The organism is Nocardia sp. NPDC055050 (genome assembly GCF_053608345.1).
The window spans coordinates 83,331-98,870 of sequence record NZ_JBSGVG010000022.1; the positions used below are offsets into that span (position 1 = coordinate 83,331).

General features: G+C 67.6%; 17 protein-coding genes. 9 read left to right on the forward strand and 8 right to left on the reverse strand.

The window, feature by feature from the left end:
• Positions 1 to 111: 111 nt before the first annotated feature.
• Positions 112 to 1,761, reverse strand: coding sequence for a (2,3-dihydroxybenzoyl)adenylate synthase (locus ACWGCN_RS22545; protein ID WP_449971859.1), 1,650 nt, complete (start codon positions 1,759 to 1,761; stop codon positions 112 to 114).
• Positions 1,762 to 1,848: 87 nt separating this feature from the next.
• Between ACWGCN_RS22545 and ACWGCN_RS22550 the strand changes: the two genes are divergently transcribed.
• The 4 genes from ACWGCN_RS22550 (at position 1,849) to ACWGCN_RS22565 (ending at position 5,578) form a co-directional block, all read left to right on the forward strand.
• A complete protein-coding gene (locus ACWGCN_RS22550) occupies positions 1,849 to 2,634 on the forward strand; it encodes an SDR family oxidoreductase (protein WP_452458646.1) in 786 nt (261 codons plus the stop codon).
• Between the two features lie 9 nt (positions 2,635 to 2,643).
• The gene (locus tag ACWGCN_RS22555) at positions 2,644 to 3,777 is read left to right on the forward strand and encodes an isochorismate synthase (RefSeq protein WP_452458647.1); all 1,134 of its coding nucleotides are present in this window, start codon (positions 2,644 to 2,646) and stop codon (positions 3,775 to 3,777) included.
• A 34-nt stretch (positions 3,778 to 3,811) separates the two neighbouring features.
• Entirely contained in the window at positions 3,812 to 4,480 is a 669-nt protein-coding gene (locus tag ACWGCN_RS22560; protein WP_378995455.1) for an isochorismatase family protein, read from the forward strand.
• 99 nt (positions 4,481 to 4,579) lie between these two features.
• On the forward strand, positions 4,580 to 5,578 hold the full coding sequence (locus tag ACWGCN_RS22565; RefSeq protein WP_378995452.1) for an ABC transporter substrate-binding protein: 999 nt from the start codon (positions 4,580 to 4,582) through the stop codon (positions 5,576 to 5,578).
• Positions 5,579 to 5,602: 24 nt separating this feature from the next.
• Here the strand turns inward: ACWGCN_RS22565 and ACWGCN_RS22570 are convergent, their stop codons facing one another.
• The 4 genes from ACWGCN_RS22570 to ACWGCN_RS22585 all read right to left on the reverse strand — a co-directional run bounded on the left by ACWGCN_RS22570 (position 5,603) and on the right by ACWGCN_RS22585 (position 9,728).
• Entirely contained in the window at positions 5,603 to 6,706 is a 1,104-nt protein-coding gene (locus ACWGCN_RS22570) for a mechanosensitive ion channel family protein (RefSeq protein ID WP_452458648.1), read from the reverse strand.
• Positions 6,707 to 6,871: 165 nt separating this feature from the next.
• Complete coding sequence (locus tag ACWGCN_RS22575) at positions 6,872 to 8,290, reverse strand: NAD(P)(+) transhydrogenase (Re/Si-specific) subunit beta (RefSeq protein WP_452453810.1); 1,419 nt, start codon at positions 8,288 to 8,290, stop codon at positions 6,872 to 6,874.
• 17 nt (positions 8,291 to 8,307) lie between these two features.
• Positions 8,308 to 8,610 (reverse strand): NAD(P) transhydrogenase subunit alpha, encoded by a 303-nt coding sequence (locus ACWGCN_RS22580; protein ID WP_056818017.1) that lies wholly within the window; start codon positions 8,608 to 8,610, stop codon positions 8,308 to 8,310.
• Positions 8,610 to 9,728: a Re/Si-specific NAD(P)(+) transhydrogenase subunit alpha gene (locus ACWGCN_RS22585; protein WP_378995448.1), complete on the reverse strand. Its 1,119-nt coding sequence runs from the start codon at positions 9,726 to 9,728 to the stop codon at positions 8,610 to 8,612. The genes ACWGCN_RS22580 and ACWGCN_RS22585 overlap by 1 nt, the downstream gene beginning before the upstream one ends.
• Before the next feature lie 406 nt (positions 9,729 to 10,134).
• On the opposite strand from ACWGCN_RS22585, the gene ACWGCN_RS22590 reads away from it, so the two are divergent.
• From ACWGCN_RS22590 to ACWGCN_RS22600, 3 genes are read left to right on the forward strand one after another with little or no spacing between them, the layout of a single operon-like run.
• A complete protein-coding gene (locus ACWGCN_RS22590; RefSeq protein ID WP_378995446.1) occupies positions 10,135 to 10,587 on the forward strand; it encodes an HIT family protein in 453 nt (150 codons plus the stop codon).
• Positions 10,584 to 11,423, forward strand: coding sequence for a maleylpyruvate isomerase N-terminal domain-containing protein (locus ACWGCN_RS22595; protein ID WP_452458649.1), 840 nt, complete (start codon positions 10,584 to 10,586; stop codon positions 11,421 to 11,423). The genes ACWGCN_RS22590 and ACWGCN_RS22595 overlap by 4 nt, the downstream gene beginning before the upstream one ends.
• Entirely contained in the window at positions 11,423 to 12,064 is a 642-nt protein-coding gene (locus tag ACWGCN_RS22600) for a Type 1 glutamine amidotransferase-like domain-containing protein (RefSeq protein WP_452458650.1), read from the forward strand. Before ACWGCN_RS22595 ends, ACWGCN_RS22600 begins: the two co-directional genes overlap by 1 nt.
• 24 nt (positions 12,065 to 12,088) lie before the next feature.
• On the opposite strand, the gene ACWGCN_RS22605 is transcribed toward ACWGCN_RS22600, so the two are convergent.
• Together ACWGCN_RS22605 and ACWGCN_RS22610 are read right to left on the reverse strand one after the other, a co-directional pair.
• On the reverse strand, positions 12,089 to 12,589 hold the full coding sequence (locus tag ACWGCN_RS22605; RefSeq protein ID WP_378995440.1) for a GtrA family protein: 501 nt from the start codon (positions 12,587 to 12,589) through the stop codon (positions 12,089 to 12,091).
• A 65-nt stretch (positions 12,590 to 12,654) separates the two neighbouring features.
• Complete coding sequence (locus ACWGCN_RS22610) at positions 12,655 to 12,966, reverse strand: hypothetical protein (RefSeq protein WP_378995438.1); 312 nt, start codon at positions 12,964 to 12,966, stop codon at positions 12,655 to 12,657.
• Between the two features lie 339 nt (positions 12,967 to 13,305).
• Between ACWGCN_RS22610 and ACWGCN_RS22615 the strand changes: the two genes are divergently transcribed.
• The gene (locus tag ACWGCN_RS22615; protein WP_452458651.1) at positions 13,306 to 14,679 is read left to right on the forward strand and encodes an FAD-binding oxidoreductase; all 1,374 of its coding nucleotides are present in this window, start codon (positions 13,306 to 13,308) and stop codon (positions 14,677 to 14,679) included.
• A 19-nt stretch (positions 14,680 to 14,698) separates the two neighbouring features.
• Complete coding sequence (locus ACWGCN_RS22620) at positions 14,699 to 14,983, forward strand: GNAT family N-acetyltransferase (RefSeq protein WP_378995434.1); 285 nt, start codon at positions 14,699 to 14,701, stop codon at positions 14,981 to 14,983.
• 3 nt (positions 14,984 to 14,986) lie between these two features.
• On the opposite strand, the gene ACWGCN_RS22625 is transcribed toward ACWGCN_RS22620, so the two are convergent.
• Positions 14,987 to 15,475, reverse strand: coding sequence for an SgcJ/EcaC family oxidoreductase (locus ACWGCN_RS22625; RefSeq protein WP_452529094.1), 489 nt, complete (start codon positions 15,473 to 15,475; stop codon positions 14,987 to 14,989).
• Positions 15,476 to 15,540: the final 65 nt, after the last annotated feature.

Here is a 15,540-nt window from a genome sequence, read left to right on the forward strand (position 1 = left end):
GCTGCCCGGATCTGGGCCCGCGGTGGCAGTACGGCTGCGCCACCGCGGGCCCGGCGCGATGTCGTGCGCCTCGTCAGCGAGAACCCTCCACCCCCGCGAGGCCGGTGCCTGTCAGCTGCCGTGCGCACCATCGGCGAGCGCCTGCCGCAGATCCTTGCGGCTGGTCTTGCCGACGCCGGTTTCCGGGAATTCGTCGACGACCACGACCGTGTCGGGCATCTTCCACGCCGCCACGCCGCGCGAACGGACGAACTTGCGCACCGAGATCAGCGTGGGCCGCTGCGCCGGGTCGATCGGCTGAACGAACGCGCAAATCCGTTGACCCAGAACCGGATCCGGCGTGCCGACGATGACAGCGTCGCGAACCGCGGGATGTTCGAGCAGGTGCGCCTCGAGCTCTTCGGCCGATACCTTCTCGCCGCCCCGGTTCACCCAGTCACCCGCGCGGCCCGCGACCACGAGATTGCCGTCCGGGCGCACGGACACGATGTCGCCGGTGCGGTACCAGCCGTCGGCGGTGAAGCTGCGGGCATCGGCGTCGGGATTGTCGTAGTAGCCGCGAATGGTGTACGGGCCCTGCGTGATCAGGTTGCCGGTGGACCCCGGCGCCACCTCGGCGCCGTTGTCGTCGACGACGGCGAGCTGGTCGTACTCCGACATCGGGCGACCCTGCGTGCTGACCACCACGTCGATCGGGTCGTCGAGCCGCGTGTAGCAGACCAGCCCCTCGGCCATGCCGAACACCTGTTGCAAGGTCACACCGAGCGCGGGACCGATCCGGCGGGCGAGCTCGTCCTGGCACCGCGCCCCACCCACCTGGAGTACCCGCAGACTGGACAGATCCGCGGTCTCGCCTGCCTCGGCGCGCTCGGTCCACAGCCGCGCCAGCGGGGGGACCAGACCCGTGATGGTGACGCCGAATCGCTCGATCAGCGGAAAGGCCGTCGCCGGAGTCGGATCCGGCGTCATCGCCACCGCGCCACCCGCCCACAGCGCACCGAGGATGCCCGGCGAACTCATCGGGAAGTTGTGCGCGACCGGCAGCGTCGCGAGATAGACAGTGGCGCTGTCGAGCTCACAGATCTCGGCGCTGCGGCGCACGCTGTACAGGTAGTCGTCGTGGGTACGCGCGATGAGCTTCGGGATACCCGTACTCCCGCCGGACAGTTGCAGGAACGCCACATCGCTCGGCGACGGGCCCGCCAATTCGGTAGGGGTGTCCCGGAATTCGTCGATGTCGTGCGCGTCACCGGGCAGCGACGGGCAGTCGACCAGCACCAGGTGGCGCAGACTCCCGACCTCGCCGCGCACCTCGGCGGCCAGCGCCGCGTAGTCGAAACGCTGGTGCGTGCCGCAGGTGATCATGGCCTTCGCCCCGGCAGCCTCGGCGATCGGCACCAACTCGGCCTTGCGATGGGCGGGCAGACAGAACACCGGCAGCGCACCGAGCTTGAACAGCGCGAAGATCGCCTCGACGAATTCCGCGCGGTTGGGCAGCTGCACCAGCACCCGGTCACCGGGCGCGATGCCGAGGCGGGCCAAACCGGTGGCGAGCGAGCGGGAACGATGCTCGAGTTCGGCGTAGGTCCAGCTGTTCGCGTCGTCCAGGACCGCGATCCGGTCCGGCGCCGCGACCGCGCGCGCGGTGAGCACGTCGCCGAATGTCTCACCGGTCCAACAGTTCTGCTCTCGATATCGTTGTGCCAGCTCAGCGGGCCACGGAGTGAATCCGGGGAGCACGGGATCGGTCAAGTCGAGCACCTCTTTCCAGCGGATCTTCGAAGTTCCTCGCCGGAAGCTGTAAGGGAAGCTAACCAACCGACGATGAAATCAGGTTAGGCTAACCTCATGCATAGTGGTGAGTCCAGAGGGCGAATCGTCGTCGTGACCGGCGCCGCCGGGGGAATCGGCGCCGCGGTCGCCGCCCGTTTCGCCGGCGAAGCGGGAGTTCTCTCGCTGTGGGACCGCGACCCCGCCGTCCACAAGGTCGCCGCCGAACTCACGGCACGATCCGCTCATGGCGTCGAACTGGATATCAGCGACGCCGCCGAAGTACAGGCCGCCTTCGACCGTCTCACCACGGAATTCGGAACACCCGATGTCGTCGTGCACGCGGCCGGGCTCATGGTCGGCGGCTCCGCACTCGAACTCGACCCGCAGGAGTGGGCACGCTGCCTGACCGTCAACGCCACCGGCACGATGCTGATCACCCAGCGCGCAGCCGCCGAGATGGTCCGCGCCGGTCGTGGCGCGATCGTGGTCGTCTCCTCGAACGCGGCCGCCACGCCACGCGTCGCCATGGCCGCCTACGGCGCCGCCAAGGCCGCCGCCACCGCGTTCACCCGCTCGCTGGCCCTGCAAGTCGCGCCGCTCGGCGTGCGGGTGAACCTGGTCTCGCCCGGTTCCACCGATACCCCGATGCTGCGTGAGATGTTCGGCGGCACCGTCGACGACGCGGCCGAGCATGCGCTGCTCGACGGCGATCCGAGTGTCTACCGCCTCGGAATTCCGTTGCGCCGCATCGCCACTCCCGCCGATATCGCGGGCTCAGTCCACTTCCTGGCGTCCGAGGACGCCCGCCACATCACGATGCACGACCTGCGGGTCGACGGTGGCGCAACGCTCGACATGTGACCGAGAGGAATGATCACCATCAGTACCGACAGCTCAGACCCCGCTTTCCTGCTGTCCCGTCCGCAGCGGACCGTGTCCGCCACCGCGGGCGGGACCGTCTTCCGCTCGGCACACGACGCGATCACCGCGCTGCGCAGCGGCCGGATCAGCCACATCGTCGGCGCGCTACCGTTCACCCCCGGCGCTCCGACCGCGCTGTGGGCGCCGGATTCGGTGACGATCACCGAGGCGCCGCACCAACCCGGTTCGCGGGCGCTGCCCCGCTTCGAACTCGATGCCGCGCTGCCCGCGCCGGAGGAACACCGCCAGCGCGTCGCCACCGCAGTCGAACTGCTCGGTAATCCCGCGCATCCGTTGCGAAAGGTGGTGCTGGCCCGCGCTGTTCGCGCTCGGACGACGACACCTGTTCGAGCACTGGATATCCTGGACCTGATGGTCGCCTCGGACCCGATGTCCAACGGGTTCCTGGTCGACCTCTCCGCCGCGGGCGGACGCTATCCCGGCCGACACCTGGTCGGCTCCAGCCCCGAGATCCTGGTTCGCCGCAACGGAAGTCAGATCCTGAGCCACCCGCTGGCAGGCTCGGCCCGGCGAATCCTCGACGACAGCGGCGCCGACCGCACCGCCGCCGACGCACTGCTCGCCTCCACCAAAGACCATGCCGAGCACCGCTTCGTGACCGACCAGGTTTCCGCCGTGCTGCGTGACCGGTGCGCCGAAGTACAGACTCCCGCACCGGAACTCACGGCCACACCGGCGATGTGGCATCTGGGCACGCCGATCACCGCGACAGTCCCGCTCGCCGGACCGTCGGCGCTGGAGTTGGCAGTAGCACTGCACCCGACGCCCGCGATCTGCGGCACGCCCACCGCGGCGGCCGCCCGCGTGATCGCCGAACTCGAGGGCGAACGCGGCTTCTACGCCGGTGCGGTCGGCTGGTGCGACGCCGACGGCAACGGTGAGTGGATGGTGAGCATCCGCTGTGCCGAGCTGTCCGCCGACGGCACCACCCTGCTCGCGCACGCGGGCGGCGGGATCGTCGCCGCCTCCGACCCTGCCGCCGAATTGGCCGAGACCACCGGCAAATTCCAGCGCATCCTCGGGCCGCTCGGTATCGCCGACCTGCCCGTCACCGTCGGCTGACCCCGCCGACCCAACGCTCAACGGAGACTCCCCCATGCCCATTCCCCCGATCGCGCCCTATCCCATGCCGACCGCGGACGAGTTCACCGCCGACCAGGTCGACTGGACCGCCGAGGCCGGCCGCAGCGCACTGCTGATCCACGACATGCAGCAGTACTTCCTCGACGCCTACGACCTCTACCGCGATCCCGCGCGCACTCTCATCGCCAACATCGCCACCCTGCGCGATCACTGCCACCGGTTCGACATCCCGGTCATCTACACGATGCAACCCGGCGACCAGCATCCGTCACGGCGCGGGATACTCGCCGACTTCTGGGGCACCGGCATGTCCGAGGGCGCCGATACCGAGGTGATCAACGCCATCGCCCCCGACCCACAGGACATCCAGGTCACCAAGTGGCGCTACTCCGCCTTCCAGCGCACCGATCTGCGTGAGCTACTCGGCTACTACGGTCGCGATCAGCTCCTCATCACCGGCGTCTACACCCACATGGGCTGCATGCTCAGTGCCGCGGAGGCGTTCATGGGCGACGTGCGCCCCTTCCTCGTCCACGATGCCACCGCCGACTTCAGCCGCGACGAACACATCATGGCGCTGAACTACGTCGCTCGCCGTTGCGGTGCCGTCACCAGCACCGACGAGCTGATCCGTCAGCTCGACACCACGAACGTGGAATCCACCGAACGCCGATCCGCCTGATCGGTACCGACCAAGGGCCCTGCCGTTGCGATGAACGGCAGGGCCTTTTGCCCGCCGAGTCACCAATGAACCTGCCCCAAAGAAGAAGGAACACCGTTCATGTCAGTTCATCGAATGACGGCGCGCATGCGTGCCGCCGTCGCGCTCCTGATCGTCGCGGTGGCCGCGACGGCAGCGGGCTGTGGCAGCTCCACTGCCGACCAGGCCGCCGGCACCGGCACTCGCCAGGTGGAAACCGCCAAGGGCCTCGTCACCGTGCCCGCCGACCCGCAGCGCATCGTGGTCCTCAACGGCGCTCTCGCCGGATACCTCTTCGACCTGGATGCCAAGGTGAAAGCCGCGGATCCGCGCATTCTGGGCATCACGCTGAAGCCCGGCGAGTTCCCCCCGTCCTGGGCGGCGGATGCCGCGGAACAGGGCACCGAGGCAGTGCCCTCCGGTGACGACCTGAACCTGGAGTTCATCGCCGCCCAGCGGCCGGACCTGATCATCGGCGGCGGGCCCGGATACCCCGGCATGCAGTCGATCAAGAACTACGACAAGCTCACGGCCGTCGCGCCCACCGCGCTCGTACCCTCCGACGCCGCCAACTGGCAGGACCAGTTGAAGTCGGTGGCCCACATCGTGAACCGCCCCGACAAGGTGGACAGCATGATCACCACCTACAACGACAAGGTCGCGAAGGTGAAGTCCGGCATGAAGCTGCCACAGGGCGCGACAGCCGTGATGCAGTCCCAATCGGACGGCAAGCCCATCCTGCTGGCCCCCAACACCCCGCTGGCCACACTGCTCGCCGAGGTCGGATTCACCATCGACGACAAGATCGAAGCGAAGGCGGGCAACCCGCCCCGGCCCGCGGCAGCCGACTGGGTGACCTTCAGCCCCGAACTACTGAGCACTGTCGTCGACGCTCCGGTGCTGTTCGTGATCTCGGTCGACAACGGCCGCGATATCGCCCAGCTGAAGGCAGATCCAGCGCTCGCGATACTGCCTGCCTTCCAGAAGAGTCAGGTCTACGAGCTGCCCGCGGACAGCAAGCGGCCGGACTACCGGGTTGCCATGGCGACCCTCGACCTGTTGGCGCAGCGCTTCCAGTGAGACAGCCGTCGGCGGCCTGCTGATCTAGCGCGCCGACGAAGCCCAGGGCTCGGTGGCCAGCACCGTCTGGTTGTCGACGCGATCACCTGCCTGCTCGGCGGAGTGGGTGATCGAAGTCGGGATCTTGGGAAACGCGTGGGCATGGTGGCGCCCGATCCAGGTGAGCAGCTCCTCACGGACCGCGCAGCGCAGGGTCCACGCGTCGTCGGCATCGGCGGCCGACATCGTCGCACGGACGACGATGTCGGTCGGCGTGCTGTCGGTTACCAGCAGATTCCAGTTGCGCCCGTCCCATTCCCGGCACTCGCGCAGGTAGGTGTGCAGGTGCTCGCGCAGCGCGGGTACCGGGGTGCTGTGGTCGAGGTGCAGCAGCACTGTGCCGGTGACCTGCGAGCCGCCCCGCGACCAGTTCTCGTAGGGCTGGCTGTTGAAGTAGGACACCGGCATGGTGAGCCTGCGGTCGTCCCAGATCCGCACGGTCAGGAAGGCCAGGGTGATCTCCTCGACAGTTCCCCACTCCCCTTCCACGACAACGGTATCGCCGATCTTGACCGAGTCGCCGAAGGCGATCTGCAACCCGGCCATGAGATTGCTCAACGTCGACTGGGCGGCGACACCCACGATGATGCCGATCACGCCCGCCGAGGCCAGCATCGACGTGCCGAGGGTCCGCAGACTCGGGAACAGCAGCAGGATGGCCACCGCGGCGGTGGTGACCACCAGCACCGAAGTGACGATGCGACGCACCAGTCCGAGCTGGGTGCGCAACTGGCGCACGCGCGAAACCTCGCTGGCGCGTTGGGCATAGCGGCCCAGCAGGCTTTCGGCCACCACATCGGTGGCCCGGATGACCAACCACACCGCAGCGATGATGGCCGCCGTCGCCAGGAAGCTCCGGATCACCACGTCCTGGCGCAGGTCGAGCTCGGCGAGCGGATAGACCGCGTGCAAGGTGACCGTCCCGAGCAGAATCTGCAGCGGCAGTTGCAGTCGCCGCAGCGATGGCAGATGGACGCTGGGACTGCGGCGCGCCGCGTAGCGCAGCACACGCTCTACCAGCAAACCCACCGACACCGTGATCGCCGCCGTAGCGAGCAGCACGATGATCGGCCGTAATATCTCCTCCACGAGATCGAACTCCTCCCGTTGTCGGCATGCCTCAGCTGCGGCATACCCACACCCGCCGGCCACAGACATGACCGTCTGATTGCGAGTCGTGGAGTCGGCACAACGACAAGAGGCTCCGCTGTTCGGCGCGAACAGCGGAGCCTCTTGCGGTTGTCTTCGGCTGTCTTACAGCGCTTTCAGTTCCTCGGTGACCGCACCGACGGACTTCTTCGCATCACCGAACAGCATCGAGGTGTGGTCGGCGTAGAACAGCGGGTTGTCGATACCGGCGAAGCCGGAGTTCATCGAGCGCTTGAGCACGATGACGCTCTTGGCCTGGTCGACATTGAGTACCGGCATGCCGTAGATCGGGCTCGACTTGTCGTCGCGGGCCGCCGGGTTGGTGACATCGTTGGCGCCGATGACCAGGACCACATCGGTACGGTTGAACTCACCGTTGATGTCGTCCATTTCCTTCATCGCGTCGTAGGACACCTCGGCCTCGGCCAGCAGCACGTTCATGTGACCGGGCATGCGACCGGCGACCGGGTGGATCGCGTACTTGACCTCGACACCCTTGCCCTCGAGCAGCAGCGCCATCTCCTTGACCGCGTGCTGGGCCTGGGCCACGGCCATGCCGTAGCCCGGGACCACGATCACCTGGTTGGCGTAGGCCATCTGGATCGCGGCGTCGGCGGCGGAGGTGGCCTTCGCCGTCTTGGCCTCACCGTCACCCGAACCCGCGACCGCGCCGCCGCCACCGAAGCCACCGGCCACGATCGCGGGGATGGAGCGGTTCATGGCCTTGGCCATCAGGTTGGTGAGGATGGTGCCCGAGGCGCCGACGATCATGCCCGCGACGATCATCGCCGTGTTGTTCAGCGCCAGACCCGCGGCCGCGGCCGACAGACCGGTGAGAGCGTTGAGCAGCGAGATCACGACCGGCATGTCCGCACCGCCGATGGGCAGCACGACCATCAGGCCGAGCACACCGGCGAGCACGAGCAGGCCGATCATCCACAGCTGCGAGACGCCACCGTTGTCGGCGCCGAGGCCGATCACGACGGCGCACACGATCGCGCCGACGAGCAGGATCAGGTTCAGCGGCTGCTGCAGGCGACCGACGCTGATCGGCTTGCCGGACAGGAGTTCCTGCAGCTTGGCGAAGGCGATGATCGAGCCCCAGAAGGAGATCGAGCCGATCACCGCGGCGAACAGCGAACCGATGATGATGTGGATGGTCGGTTCCTCGTGCAGCTGCGAAAAGCCCGCGCTGTCGACGAATTCGGCCCACGCGATCAACGCGACCGTGCCACCACCGACACCGTTGAACGCCGCGACCAGCTGCGGCATCTCGGTCATCTTGGTGCGGATGGCGGGCGGAACACCCAGTGCCACACCGACGATCAGGCCGGCGGCGATGAGAATCCAGTTGAGCAGGGCCGCGTGCCGGACCGAGATCAAGGTGGCGACCACCGCGATACCCATACCGACAGCCGCGATCTGGTTGCCGCGCACCGCGGTCTTCGGGCCGGTCAGGCCCATCAGGCCGTAGATGAACATGGAGAAGGCCACGATGTAGAGGCCGTTGACCAGGTAGGTCATGTTGTCGACTGCGTGCATCACTCGGCCGCCTTCTTCTTACCCTTGAACATGCCGAGCATGCGGTCGGTGACCACGAAGCCACCGATGACGTTCAGTGTTCCGAACACCACCGCGACGAACAGGATCACCTGTACGAGCAGCGAGGGGTCCTTCACATTGCCCAGGGTCACCAGCGCACCGAGCACGACGATGCCGTGAATGGCGTTGGTGCCCGACATCAGCGGGGTGTGCAGGGTGTTGGGCACCTTCGAGATCACCGCGAAGCCGACGAAGCCGGACAGCACGAGGATCGCGATATTGGCGAGCAGTTCGGTGTACATCAGGCTTCCACCTCACGGGTGACGCAGGAATCCGCCAGCACCTGATCTTCGAAGTCGGGGGCGAGCTTGCCGTCGACCAGCATCAGTTCCAGCAGCGCCGAAATGTTCTTCGAGTACAGCTCGGAAGCGTGCTCGGGCATCGTGGCGGGCAGGTTCAGCGGCGAGGCGATGGTCACCTCGTGCTTGACCACGACCTCGCCGGGCTCGGTGAGCTCACAGTTGCCACCGGTCTCCCCGGCCAGGTCGACGATCACGCTGCCGGGCTTCATGCCCTCGACAGCGGCCGCGGTGACCAGGCGGGGTGCGGGGCGACCCGGCACCAGCGCGGTGGTGATCACGACGTCGAAGCCCTTGATGGCATCTTCGAGCGCCTGCTGCTGCTGAGCCTTCTCCTCGTCGGTGAGTTCGCGGGCGTACCCACCCTCACCGGCGGCGTCGATCCCCAGATCCAGCCACTGCGCACCGACCGAGCGCACCTGATCGGCGACCTCGGGACGCACGTCGTAACCGGTGGTCCGCCCGCCCAGACGCTTGGCCGTGGCCAGCGCCTGCAGACCGGCGACGCCGACACCGAGCACCAGCACGGTGGCCGGCTTCACGGTGCCCGCGGCGGTGGTGAGCATCGGGAAGAACCGGGTCGACTCCGACGCGGCGAGCAGCACGGCCTTGTACCCGGCCACGTTCGCCTGCGAGGACAGGGCATCCATCACCTGGGCGCGCGAGATACGCGGAATCGCCTCGACGGCGAACGCCTGCACACCGGCGGAGCGCAGCGCGCCGATCTGATTCTCGGCATTGCGCGGCGCCAGGAAACCGATCAGGGTCTGCCCGGAGGACAGCTTGCCCACCTCGGCATCACTGGGCGGGGCGACCTTGACGACGACCTCGGCCGACCAGGGGTCACCGATGGTCGCGCCTGCCTCTACATAGGCAGCGTCGGGAATGAGAGCGCCGAGGCCGGCACCGGCTTCCACGATCACCTCGACACCCTGCTTGGACAGGGCGGGGATGATCTTGGGCACCAATGCGACTCGCCGCTCACCCGGGCCGGACTCGCGAACGACTCCGACACGCGCTCCGCGCGGCGAACCCTCGCCCACGTTTTGCGTTGTCTCCACTAGTCAGACTTCCTTTTCGTGCTGGCTTCGAGCCTGGGAACAACGGGGCGCCGAAGTTACCTGTGAGTAAGTTCGACTGAAATCCTGGCAACTGTACTCGGCTCGCGGTGAGCCTAGCGGAGATGCCCGTCACAACGGAGAACTGGACTGACGACCACAAAACGGACACCGCGGCCCTCGTCAGCAGTGACAACCAGCTCCCGGCCCGGCGGACACCGGCCGGTGCCCACACCGAGATTCGTCACCGCAGGTGGGGACATGCAAGAGCGCACATCCACGTCGGTTACTTACCTCGACGTCCGGCTCGAGGCCGGGCACCCGCGTATCCGGCGAGACGTGATGCGCGTCATGGTAGCGACCGGTTCGGGCTGTTGCGCGACCCAGATCACACCGTAGGGTCGAGGCCGTGAACGACTGCGCCTTCTGTCGGATCGTGGCGGGTGCCGCACCGGCAACCATGGTCTACTCCGATGACGCGGTCTGCGCGTTCCTCGACATCCGTCCCATCACCCGTGGCCATACCCTGATCGTTCCCAAGGTCCACGCGACCGAACTCGACGATCTCGACCCCGACCTCGGCGCCCGGATCTTCCGCACCGGCCACCGTCTGGCCCGTGCCCTGCGCCTGAGCGGGCTCGCGAGCGACGGTGCCAACCTCATCCTCAACGACGGCACCGCCGCGTTCCAGACCGTCGGCCACGTCCACCTGCACGTGGTCCCACGCAAGCACGGTGACAAACTCACCTTCGCCAAGGGTTTCCTCTTGCGTCGCCCGCACGAACCGAATTCGACCGCAGCGGCGATCCGCGCCGGCCTCACCGCGCTCGACCAGAGCGAAGCAGAAGGAGCACAGGGATGATCGAGACGCCGGGGCGCGAACAACTCACCGACCTGCTCGCCGAGCAGTGGGAAGCCATCGCGCTGCTGGTCACCGACCTCGACGAAAAGGCTTGGCGCCGAACGTCTCCGCTGCCCGGCTGGACCCTGTTCGACGTGGTCGCGCACGTGATCGGCACCGAGTCGTGGTTACTCGGCGAGACACCGCCGCCGCACGATCCCCTGCGTCCCAAGACCGACGTGCGAACCCTGCCGCATGTGCGCAACGAAGTGGCCGTGCTCAACGAGATCTGGGTCGACCGGTTGCGCCCACTCTCCGGCAAACGGCTGCTCGCGCTGTTCGACGAGACCACCGAACGTCGCCGGGCGGCACTGGCCGCCATGGACGACGACGCCTGGCAGGCGCCGACCGTCTCACCGGTGGGGCAGGTCCCCTACGGGCGGTTCATGCGGGTGCGGCTGTTCGATTGCTGGATGCACGAACACGACCTCGCCGACGGGATCGGGCGCAGCGTGCCCGAGGGTGGCGCGCGGGCCGAGGCCGCGTTCGCCGAACTGACCCTCGGTCTCGGCCGTGCGGTGGTGAAAGGCGCCAAGGCGCCGGATGGTTCGCTGATCACGCTGGACCTGACCGGTCCGGTGACCCGGCAGGTACACCTGTCGGTCGCCGGTGGGCGCGGAACGGTTCTCGACGAGGTTTCCGAAGAGCCGACCACCGTGATCCGCGTGGACTCCGGGCTTTTCGCGCGACTGCGCGGCGGGCGCACCACCGCCGACCGGCACCCCGGCGAAGTCGTCGTCGAGGGTGATACCGCGCTCGGTGAGCGGCTCGTACAGAATCTGGCGTTCACTATCTGATGCGACTCTTCCTGGCGTCGTACAGATTCGGCGGTTTCGCCGATCGGCTCGTCGGGCTCGTCGGCGCGCCGGGACGCGTCGCGGTGATTCCGAACGCGTGTGACGCGTGGCCCGATGCCTGGTCGGCGGCGGTGACGAGTGATGTGAAACCGCTGGAGCAACAGGGCTATTCGCCGGACGTGCTGGATCTGCGCGAGTACGCCGGGCAACCGGAGCGGCTGGAACGGCACCTGCGCGGGTTCCCGATGGTCTGGGTGCGCGGCGGCAACACGTTCGTGCTGCGCGCCCAATTCGCCCGCAGTGGCGCCGATTCCGTGCTGCCCGCGTTGTTGCGCGAGGACGCGCTGGTCTACGCGGGCTACAGCGCGGGCGCGTGCCTGCTCGGACCCGACCTGCACGGGCTGGAAACCATGGACGACCCCGCCGAGGTACTACCCACCACCGGCATCGAACCACGGTGGGACGGACTGGGTGTGGTCGATCGTCGCCTGATCGTCCACCTGGACTCCCCCACCGACCCGGATGGCGACTCCGCCGCGATGCTGGCCCACTGCGTCGCCCAGGGCATCCCGCACTGGGCGCTCACCGACGACGACGTCGTCCTCGTCGACGGCGATCGCACCGAGGTGCTCCGGGGTTGACGCCGCCGGCACACCGACGCGCGATCACGCGGCGGTCGTCGCCGTCACCGCCGACCGACGGCGGAAGACGAGCCAGCGCATCGCGCAGTACATGTACACGGCCTCACAACCGCCCGCAAGCAACCTGGCCAGGTGATACTCCAGGCCGAGCGCGGTGAGACCCGAGCCGACGCCGAGGATGAACGCCAGGTAGTTCACCACGACCACCACCACATACACCGCGGCTTGCTTGCCCATCGGCGCGTGGGAGTGGAAGTTGAAGGTGCGATTGAGCAGGAAGCTCAGCCCGAACGCCACGATGTAGGCGAGGGTGATCGACAGCCAGACGGGCAAGCCGAAACCGCCGTGCAGCAGTGTGAGCAACAGCAGGTCGACACCGAAGGTGAAGCTGTTGATCAGCGCGAAGCCGAGGAACGTCGCGGGCACATACCGGTCGAGCCCCCACGGCAGCCGGGCGACGACCGCCGCACACCAACGGGTGAACCGGTCGGCCACCGATTCGGTGACACTCGCCTGATGCTGCACGCGGCCAGCCTGCCAGCGGCAGATGAAGCCAGGGTGAGCAACCGGCAAACGGGTGGGCCGAGCGGCTAGCGGCTGACCGCCGCGATCGGGCGAGTATCGAACGAGGCCCACGCGGCGAGGCAGCGGCGGCGGGTGAGCTCATCGGCCTCGGCGAGGAGAGCGTCGCGCAGCAACGCGGGGTCGGCCGCCCAGCGTGCGGCGATCTCGGCCAGCGCACGGACATCGAACATCCCGGTCGACTCCAACGCGGACAGCCATTCGTGATGTGCGCCGGTGTGCACACGACGCATCACCTCGGTGTCGATGCCCGCGTCGGCGAACTCCGCGGCCAGCAGAGCACCCACCAGCTCGCCGCGGTCCTGCGGTTCCTTCATCATCGCCAGTCCTCCCTACGAAAAGCGGTGCGGCGCAACAACGTCGCATGATCGATGCGCGCGGCGCGCACCCGTGGAGCAGAACTCGAAACACGCTGGGCGGCGAGGCGATTCACCGTCGAACACACCCTGTCAGGGCATTGTGACGGATTGGACGGCGTATATACCAACGGGGCGCGCCAGATCACATCGATGCGCGGATTTCCTTGTTCGGACCCACATCACATCCGGTCGATCACCAGGCATTCTTCTGCCCCGGCGTGGTTCACGTGCGCGCCCGGTGCGGGATCGACCAGGACGAACTGCCCGCGACGGACGGGGTGCGCGGGTTAGCGTGAACAGGTGGACGAGCGCAGCGGTGACCTCGATTCGTTGATTTCGGCGTTGCCGGACGGGGCGGTCGTCATCGACCCCGATCTGCTGGCGGGCTACCGACAGGACTGGGCGCGCGATCCCGACGCCGGCACGCCGCTGGCGGTGGTGCGGGCGCGCGGTACCGCCGATGTCGCCGCCACGCTGCGGTGGGCGCACGCGAACAAGGTCCCGGTGGTGCCGCGGGGGGCCGGGACCGGCCTGTCCGGTGGGGCGACCGCGGTGGACGGCGGAATCGTGCTCAGCACCGAGCTGATGCGGGAGATCAACGTCGACGCGGTGACCCGGATCGCGGTGGCGCAACCCGGACTGCTCAACGCCGAGGTGAAGCGGGCTGTCGCCGCGGAGGGGCTGTGGTATCCGCCGGACCCGTCCTCGTTCGAGATCTGCTCGATCGGCGGCAACGCGGCGACCAACGCGGGCGGGCTGTGCTGTGTGAAGTACGGCGTGACCACCGACTATGTGCTCGGCATGGAAGTGGTGCTGGCCGACGGGACCGTGGTGCGGCTCGGCGGGCCGCGACTCAAGGACTCGGCCGGGTTGTCGCTGACGAAACTGTTCGTCGGGAGCGAGGGCACGCTCGGCGTGATCACCGAACTCACCCTGCGCCTGCTGCCCGCACAGCCTCCGCAGTCGACCGTCGTGGCCAGTTTCGGCTCGCTCACCGCGGCGACCGACGCGATCCTGGCGATCACCTCGACCCTGCGCCCCGCCATGCTCGAATTCATGGACACCGTCGCGATCAACGCCGTCGAGGACGAGATGCGGATGGGGTTGGACCGCACCGCCGCCGCGCTGCTGGTCGCCCGCTCCGACGCCCCCGGCGAATTCGCCGCGCACGAAGCGCAAGTGATGGTGGGCCTGTGCGAGAAGGCCGGCGCGACGGAGGTTTTCCATACCGCCGATGCCACCGAAGGTGAGGCCTTCACCGCCGCACGACGATTCGCGATTCCCGCCGTGGAGAAGATCGGGCCGTTGCTGCTCGAAGACGTCGGCGTGCCGTTGCCCCGGCTCGGCGACCTGATCGCCGGCGTCACCGCCATCGGCGAACGCAACGACGTGCTCGTCTCGCTCATCGCGCACGCGGGCGACGGCAACACCCACCCGCTGATCGTGCACGACCCCACCGACCCCGACAACACCGCACGCGCCCACCGCGCCTTCGGCGAGATCATGGACCTGGCCATCGCCCTCGGCGGCACCATCACCGGCGAACACGGCGTCGGCCGCTTGAAAAAGGCCTGGCTGCCCGACCAGGTCGGCCCCGACGTCATGGCCCTGACCCGCCGCATCAAGGACGCACTCGACCCCGAAGGCATCCTCAACCCCGGCGCGGTCCTCTGACCGGGTTAGCATCCGAGGCATGACCACCAGGCTCGAGCACAACGTCGCCGACACCCGTTACGAGATCTACCACGACGATGTCCTCGCGGGATACGCCGACTACGCCGAACGCGAAGACCCCAGGGTTCGCGACTTCCACCACACCATGACGTTTCCGGAGTTCCGCGGCCGAGGAGTAGCGGCCGAAGTCGTGAAATACGGGCTCGACGACTCCCGCGAACACGGCTACCAGATCATCCCCACCTGCTGGTACGTCGAAAAATACATCGCCGAACATCCCGAATACGCCGACCTCGTCCCGTAACAGCTATCCGGCACTGCCCGCCACATTCGTGTTGTGTACCGAACTGACCCACCAGGTGTCGTTGTGTTCGGTGAAAACCCATGTGCCGCGGTTGGTTACCGAGAAACTCGGGGTGCGTAGCGTCTGCTCGACAGTGACGATCGCGTGCCCACCGGAAAGGAAGCGCACGGCGAGAATCGTGTAATTCGCTTCGGCGTCAGGGCTGTTCCGCAGTGCGGTCCGGTGATAGGCATGCAGTTCATCCCAGCTCAGAAAGACAGAGCCCGCCGGATTGATGAAAGCCACATCGGCGGTGAAGACACTGTCGAAGGCGTCTGCGTCTTTTGCCGCGAGTGCAGCTTCGAGAGTTCCGAACACGCCGGTGATCGCGGCTAGTGCGACGTCCTGATCCTGGACGGCTACGGCAGCCTTCGGGCGTGCGCCAGGTGCATCAACAGTCATCGTCCCAACATACGTACGCCGTCTGCCGGCGGCCCGAATCCGCGTGCCCACACAGCAATCGACCGGGTGCTCCGGCCTACTCCTCGCAAACGGCCTGTACGAGGAAGAGTAGGCGA

Excerpts from the sequence above, each read along its gene's own strand:
- ACWGCN_RS22555 (WP_452458647.1), top strand. The coding sequence starts at position 2,644 with ATGATCACCATCAGTACCGACAGCTCAGACCCCGCTTTCCTGCTGTCC.
- ACWGCN_RS22595 (WP_452458649.1), top strand. The coding sequence starts at position 10,584 with ATGATCGAGACGCCGGGGCGCGAACAACTCACCGACCTGCTCGCCGAG.
- ACWGCN_RS22600 (WP_452458650.1), top strand. The coding sequence starts at position 11,423 with ATGCGACTCTTCCTGGCGTCGTACAGATTCGGCGGTTTCGCCGATCGG.
- ACWGCN_RS22575 (WP_452453810.1), bottom strand. The coding sequence starts at position 8,290 with ATGACCTACCTGGTCAACGGCCTCTACATCGTGGCCTTCTCCATGTTC.
- ACWGCN_RS22560 (WP_378995455.1), top strand. The coding sequence starts at position 3,812 with ATGCCCATTCCCCCGATCGCGCCCTATCCCATGCCGACCGCGGACGAG.
- ACWGCN_RS22580 (WP_056818017.1), bottom strand. The coding sequence starts at position 8,610 with ATGTACACCGAACTGCTCGCCAATATCGCGATCCTCGTGCTGTCCGGC.
- ACWGCN_RS22610 (WP_378995438.1), bottom strand. The coding sequence starts at position 12,966 with ATGATGAAGGAACCGCAGGACCGCGGCGAGCTGGTGGGTGCTCTGCTG.
- ACWGCN_RS22620 (WP_378995434.1), top strand. The coding sequence starts at position 14,699 with ATGACCACCAGGCTCGAGCACAACGTCGCCGACACCCGTTACGAGATC.
- ACWGCN_RS22565 (WP_378995452.1), top strand. The coding sequence starts at position 4,580 with ATGTCAGTTCATCGAATGACGGCGCGCATGCGTGCCGCCGTCGCGCTC.
- ACWGCN_RS22550 (WP_452458646.1), top strand. The coding sequence starts at position 1,849 with ATGCATAGTGGTGAGTCCAGAGGGCGAATCGTCGTCGTGACCGGCGCC.